We start from the raw sequence: 6,201 nt of genomic DNA on the forward strand, positions 1-6,201 counted from the left end.
CGGGTCAGCGGTGCAGGCCGAGGTACGGCTGCAAGGCGGTGATCCGGGTGGGGCGGTCCGGGTGCGAGGACAGCAGCCGGCTCAGCCGGCCGGGCTCCTTCGGCTGCCGGCCCTGCGCGGCGAGGGCCGCCTTGGTCGCCTCCTCCTGCACCTGGAAGTGGTACAGGACCTCGGCCAGCTGCCGGGCGAAGCCCAGCTCGGCCGCCTGCTGGTCGGCGCGCAGCTCCCCGCGCCGGCCCGCGTAGGCCAGCAGATAGGGGGCGAGCACGAGGGGGACGGCGATGTACCAGGCGACGATGAACACGCAGACCGCCAGGAACGCCATGAGCAGGATCAGGGCGCCGGTCGCGGCGACGGAGAAGAAGCCGGTGACCGCGATGGCGAGCCCGGCCAGTACCCGGGTCACCGCCCAGGCGACGCGGCCGGGCAGCGAGTACCAGTAGCCGAGCAGACCGGCCCAGGCGTGGCCGCCGGTGTGGTGGCCCAGCTCGTGCGCGAGCACGGCCGCCAGGTTGCTGCTCGGGACCTGGGTGAGGGAATACGTCGTGACGCCGACGACGTGCCCGGCCACCGCCGCCGCGTTGAGTTCGTCGCTGTTCTCCACCATCAGCTCGTAGGTGCCCGGTTCGATGCCCGCCCGGGCGATCACCTCGTTCCAGACGGGCTCCAGACGGGCCCGCTCCTGCGCGGTGGGCGGGCGGAGCTTGAGCACGTACCGGGCGAAGGCGCGCTCGGTCGGCCGGTGGAAGACGAGCAGTCCGGAGGCGACCCACGCCAGCACCGCCGCCGTCCCCACGACGGTGCCGAAGACGCCGAGCGCGATGGAGCAGACCAGCCCGAGGCTGACCAGGGCCCCGGGCACCTGCACCGCCAGCCGCCCGATCGCCGTCGCGTCGACCCCGCGCTGGTACTCGGACACGTGCACGCGGGCACCGCGGTGGCGGTAGTCGAGGTCGTCCGGCGGCGGGCTCGCCCCCTCACCGGCCGCGTCCGGGCCGGGGTACCGCGGGGGCTGGGCAGGAAGGCCCGGCTGGGCGGGTCCTGCGGCCGGCGGGCCGGGCAGTCCCGGGTGGGCGGGGCCCGGGACCGGCTGGGCGGGCGGATAAGCGGCCGGGTACGCGGGCGCGTGCGCGGGCGGCCCGCCCGGGTGCGGGGACGCGATGACGACCGGGTGGGCGGAGGGCGGCCCCGGAGGCGTGACGGGATAGGCCGGGGGCGGGGGAGCGAAGGCTGTGGTCGGGTAGGCCGGGGGCGGGCCCTGGGGCGTGGGGACCGTGGTGGGGTAGGCCGGGGCCGTGCCCTGGGCCGTGCGGGTCGCGTCCGGGTAGGACGGGGGCAGCCCCTGCGGTGCGGTGGCTGGGGACGGGTAGGCCGGGGGCTGGTCCGCCGGTGCCGGGGCCGCCGTCGGGTACGCCGGGGGTGGGCCCGGCGGCGCGGAGGGCGGGGCCGTGGGCGTGAACGCCGCGGTCGGGTACGCAGGCGGGCCCTGGGGCGCGGGGACCGCGCCGGGGTGGGCCGGGGGCGGGTCCAATGGCGTCGGGTACGCCGGGGGCGTGCCCTGGGGTGTGGCGGACCGGGTCACAGCCGCCGGTGGGTACGGCGGGGCGGGCGGGGGGTACTGCGGGACCGCCGGGGAGTGCCGGGGTGCGGGATGGACGGGCCCGCCGGGGTACGCCGGCGGGGCCGCGGGCGGCGCCGGAATCGCCGCCTCGGGACGGGGTGACTCGGGGTACGGGGGCGGCTGGGACGGGTCCGGCGGCTGGGACATGGGCGGTGCTCCTTCGCGTACGGGGACGTCAGCCGATGAGCGCGGCGGTGGGCAGCAGCAGGGCTCCGGCGCAGAACGCGATCAGACCGGTGCGGATCCACCGGTGCTTGGACGCGGCTATCCGGCTGTTCGCGGCGAGCGCCGCCAGCAGTCCGGCCGCGGGGTCCCGCTCGGTGTCCGCGAGCGCCTCGGCCAGCCGGCCCTCGCGGACCGCCTGGTGGATGTCGCCGAAGTAGCACAGCGGGCGCCCCGCGGCCCAGGTGCCGGTGCGGTAGCGGGGCAGCACGGCGAGCAGCAGCGCGAGCAGTGACAGCGCCAGCCCCGCCGCACCGGCCCACCACAGGCCGGTGCCGAACCCGGACAGCCGGCCCGGCGACCAGTTCCGTCCGGCGACCAGGCCGGAGAACAGACCGGCGGTCATGCCGAGCGCGGCCACCAGGACCGATGCCTTGGTGTCGGCCCGTGCGATCTCGTCGCGCAACTCCGCGAGCAGCCGTTCCGCGGTGTGCTGGGCGCCGGTGGCGGACCGGGCCGCCGGCGCGGTGGTGCCGGAAGCGGTCATGCCGACCCCGCCTCGGGGGCCTCCCGCTCCCGCTCCCCGGGCCGGGCGCCGGGCGAGGGCGGTACGACCGGTGCGGGCCCGTCGGCGACGAGCGTCAGCGGGGGTGTGAACGGTGCGGGCGGTGCCGGCGGCGCGGGCGGCGGCGGAGGCGTGGCCGGGGCGGCGTGGGCCGCCGTCGGGGCGTGGGGCGGCTGCTGCTGCCCGTACGGGGGCGGGCCGGGCGGCGGGGCGACCGGCGGCTGCGCCTGCGCGGGCACGCCGTACGCCTGCCGGTCGTAGGGAGGCTGACCGTGCGCCTGCCGACCGTATGCCTGCGGGCCGTAGGGGGCCTGGCTGTGCGGGGGCTGCCCGTACGACCCGGCCGTCCCCTGTGCGGCCGGGTCGTACGGGGTCGTGGGGCCGGACGCCGGGGGCGGGGCGTACGGCTGGGGCGGGGCGTACGGCGGCTGCGGGGGCGCGCCCGGGGGCAGGGCCGGGGGCGGCGGGTCCTGCTCGCGCATGAGGTCGTCGACGGAGCGCAGCACCGATCTGGCCGACTCCGCCTTCTGGTAGTCCTCCAGGGTGTCCCCGGCGATGACCTCCAGTTCCTTGCGGATCGCGCCGAGCTGCTCCCGCTTCATGGTGCCGATGACCATCCGGGTGTCCGCGGGGTGTGCCGCGAGGTGCAGGGCCCACGCGGCGACACCGCCGTGCTGGAGCCAGTACTGGTAGAACTCGATCTTCCGGGCGACCAGTTCCTGCGACTGCTGTTCGCGCAGCACCGCCAGCTGGTGTTCGAGCTGCGCCTGGCGCACCAGGTACTCGTGCTCGGGGTCGAGCATCTCCGACTCGTAGCGCAGGGCGCGCTTGCGGCGGCGGTGGGCGAGCGCGTCCTCGTCCAGGCGGAGCCGTACCACGCAGGTCACGTGCAGACCGGTGCCGGCGGCGAAGGAGCCCTCCTCCTCGACGGCCCGCTGCACCGCCCGTTCGGCGGCCGGGCTGTCCTCGATGGGGTGGAGCCGGGTCACCGGGCGGGCCAGCTGGTGCAGTTCGCGGATGAGCCGGGTCGGCACGTCCCGCTCGCCGCTCGCCACGAACGCCCGCGGGTCCGCCACCCGCCAGGTGAGGTCGGCGGTCGCCCCGAAGGAGAACGCGTCGTCGTCGCTGGGCAGTTCGAGTTCCAGCTGGACCGGGTGGCTGCCCATGTCCACCTCGTAGACGGAGGTGTAGCGGCGGGTCGCGGCCTCGGTGCGGCTCGGGCGGTGCGGCGGCAGGTAGACGTCGTACGAGCCGCCCGCGGTGACGAAGACCAGGGCGTGGTCGATCGCGCCGACCTGGCGGCGCGCGGTGTAGTCGAACCGCGAGATCGGGCGCACGGTCAGCACCGGGTCGATCAGTTCGGTGTGCCGGTCGGCGTGCTGGGTCCACTCCGGTGGGCGGCGGAAGTCCGCCATGGGGCAACTCCTCTTGTTCTTCGCGGGGTCTTTCAGCGCGCGGCGGGCACCGGGTGCACCACCGCGAGCAGCCGTTCGGCCATCGGCGGGCGGGTGCTGCCGTCCTCCGCGCGCATCGTGCGCAGTGCGTGGTCGAGGCGCTTGCGGTCGTCCGCGGTGACGATCAGCGCGGGCAGCAGCAGCTCCAGGGCCGTGGCGACGTCCGCGCGGCGGGCGGCGACGTGCACCCAGGTCGTCAGGGCGGTCAGCGCCTGCCGGGTGTGGCCGAGGTCGCCCAGGGCGGTGCGCCACAGGGTGGCCAGGTCCCGGGCGGCGTCCGGCTGGTACATGCCCTCCTCGGCGTACCAGCCGACGAGCGCGCCGTCCCCGGCGTTGTCGCAGGCGCGGGCGAAGGCGGCCAGGGCGAGGTCGCGGACCGCGGGGGTGTCCCGGTACAGCAGCCGTACGAACTCGGCGAGCACCTCCCCGCGGCGCCGCCCGGCGGAGAGCAGCAGGGCGGCGGACTCGGTGAGGTTCTCCCGCTCGGCCCGGCCGCTGGCGTCGACCCGTGCCCGGGAGGCGAGCGCGTCGAGGGCCGGGCCGGCCAGGTCGGGGCGGAGCGGGGCCAGCAGGCCCAGGGCGCGGATGGCGGTCCACCGCCGCCCCCAGTGGCCGTCGTTGCACCACCGGGTGAGCAGGCGCAGGACGACCGGGGCGCCGAGGAGCTGGGACAGGGTGAGCGTGTTGGCGGCGGTGACGCGAGGGCCGACGGCCTCCGCGGTCGCCCAGTCGTCGACGAGCAGCGCGATCGTCGAGGGCAGGTCGGCGGCGGCGAGCAGGGCCGTCGCGGCGGCGGCTCGGGTGCGGACCAGGCCGCGGCCGTCCCGGGCGAGCTGGCGCAGCCACTCGACCAGGGCCGGGCGGGCCGAGGGGTGGCTGGTCCACACCTCGGTGAGCAGGACCCGGGCGGTGCGCTCGTCCCGGAAGGCGGCCGTGAACTGCGGGACCGGGCCCCAGTCGGTCTCCTCCTGTCGTACCTCGCCGGCGGCCCGGGCGCGTTCGAGCCGGTCCTCGGCGGCCGGTCCGAACACCGGGACGGTGGGGGGCCGGTCGGGGTGCTGCAACTGCTCGAAGTGCACGAACAGCTTGTCGGCGAGTTCGGCGGCGAGGACGTAGGGCGCCTGGTCGAAGACGGCGAGGGCGATGAGGAAGGCCTTGTCGCGCAGCCCCGTCTGCGGATCGCCCAGCCAGTCCCGGCACTGCTTCTCCACGGCGGCCTGTCCGAAGTCCGCGAGCCGGACCAGCGCGCCGGGGGTGCCGTCGTACGCCGCCAGCGTCTCGGCGAACGCGGCGGCCTCGGCCGGGTGGCGGTCCGCCTCGGCGAGGAACGCGCCCACCGCGGGGAGCGCGAGCAGGGTGTCGACCTCGTCGGGCCGGCGCCGCCGGAGCAGGGCCCGGACGACCTCCTCGGCGGGCGGTGCCGTCCAGGGGCAGGGTCGGACGCCGGGCAGGTGGGGCGAGTTCTCGACGGTGACGACGAGGCAGCCGCCGGTCCGGGCGAGCTGGTCGCGGGCCGCGAACAGATGGGTGTCCCGCAGCGGCCGGTTGCGGCTGAGGGGCAGGTCGCGCAGGACGTAGCCGCCGGGCTGGGTCAGCTGCCCGCTCAGGGCGGCGGGCGGGGTCTCCGGGCTCAGGGCGTGCACGGCGGGCATGCCGAGGCGGTGCACCAGCATCAGCGCGGCGGCGTTGCGGCCGGTGGCGTGGGCGCCGGCGAGGACCAGTACCCGCTCCTCGCGCAGCCGCTCCAGCGCGGCGGCGAAGGCGGGGCCGTCGGCGAAGACGGCGGCCAGTTCCCCGATCCACTCGGGCGGGATCTCGCCGGAGGCGTCGGGCGTGGCGCCGGCGGGGCCGTGGTGGTGGATCTCGGTACGGCCGCCCAGGTAGACGTCGCCGTCGACCCGGCCGCCGGAGACGCCGTGCTGGGCGCCGCCGACGAGGCTGCCGCCGAACCGGGCGTCGCCGTCGAGGAAGAAACCCGGGGTGTGCGCGACCAGCTCGCGCTGGGCGGCCCGGGCCTCCTCGTGGCCTTCGGCCTCCGGCTCCGGGCCGGCGGGGGAGCGGGGGTCCGCCTCGGAGGCGTGCGCCCGGCGCGGTGGCGTGTTGTCGGAGGACGGCTGTTCCGGCGGGCGCTGCCGGGCGGGGCCGGTACCGGGGGTGCCGTCGTCGTGCGCGGCCGGGGCGGACGTCACGCGCCCTCCCCGGCCGTCCCGCCGAGGTGGACGTCGCCGGTGACCCGCCCGCCGGAGACGCCGTGCTGGTCGCCGGCGACGAGGCTGCCGCCGAACCGGGGCGAGCCGCCGCCGAAGTCGAAGACGACACCCCCCGTGGGCGCGGCGGGCGCGGCGGGCCGGGTCCCGGGCGCGGGTTCGGCGGGGGGGGGGGGGCCCCCCGGCCGGGCC

4 protein-coding genes and 1 pseudogene are annotated in these 6,201 nt (G+C 77.6%); all 5 read right to left on the minus strand.

The features are described 5' to 3' along the window. Nucleotides 1–4: 4 nt before the first annotated feature. Nucleotides 5–925 carry a M48 family metalloprotease gene (locus IF37_RS42520; RefSeq protein WP_037857079.1) on the minus strand — a complete coding sequence of 307 codons (921 nt, stop codon included), beginning with the start codon at nt 923–925 and terminating at the stop codon, nt 5–7. 871 nt (nt 926–1,796) lie between these two features. Next, nucleotides 1,797–2,330: a Pycsar system effector family protein gene (locus tag IF37_RS0126410; RefSeq protein ID WP_030747497.1), complete on the minus strand. Its 534-nt coding sequence runs from the start codon at nt 2,328–2,330 to the stop codon at nt 1,797–1,799. Continuing rightward, nucleotides 2,327–3,763 (minus strand): hypothetical protein, encoded by a 1,437-nt coding sequence (locus IF37_RS39710; protein ID WP_052845377.1) that lies wholly within the window; start codon nt 3,761–3,763, stop codon nt 2,327–2,329. The genes IF37_RS0126410 and IF37_RS39710 overlap by 4 nt, the downstream gene beginning before the upstream one ends. Before the next feature lie 32 nt (nt 3,764–3,795). Then, nucleotides 3,796–5,991, minus strand: a complete 2,196-nt coding sequence (locus IF37_RS0126420; protein WP_052845378.1) for a hypothetical protein — start codon at nt 5,989–5,991, stop codon at nt 3,796–3,798. Then, nucleotides 5,988–6,201 (minus strand): annotated as a pseudogene (locus IF37_RS0126425) (hypothetical protein); the annotation flags it as partial. The gene IF37_RS0126420 and the pseudogene IF37_RS0126425, both read right to left, overlap by 4 nt.

It is taken from the genome of Streptomyces sp. NRRL S-31 (assembly GCF_000718775.1).
Lineage (GTDB): Bacteria > Actinomycetota > Actinomycetes > Streptomycetales > Streptomycetaceae > Streptomyces.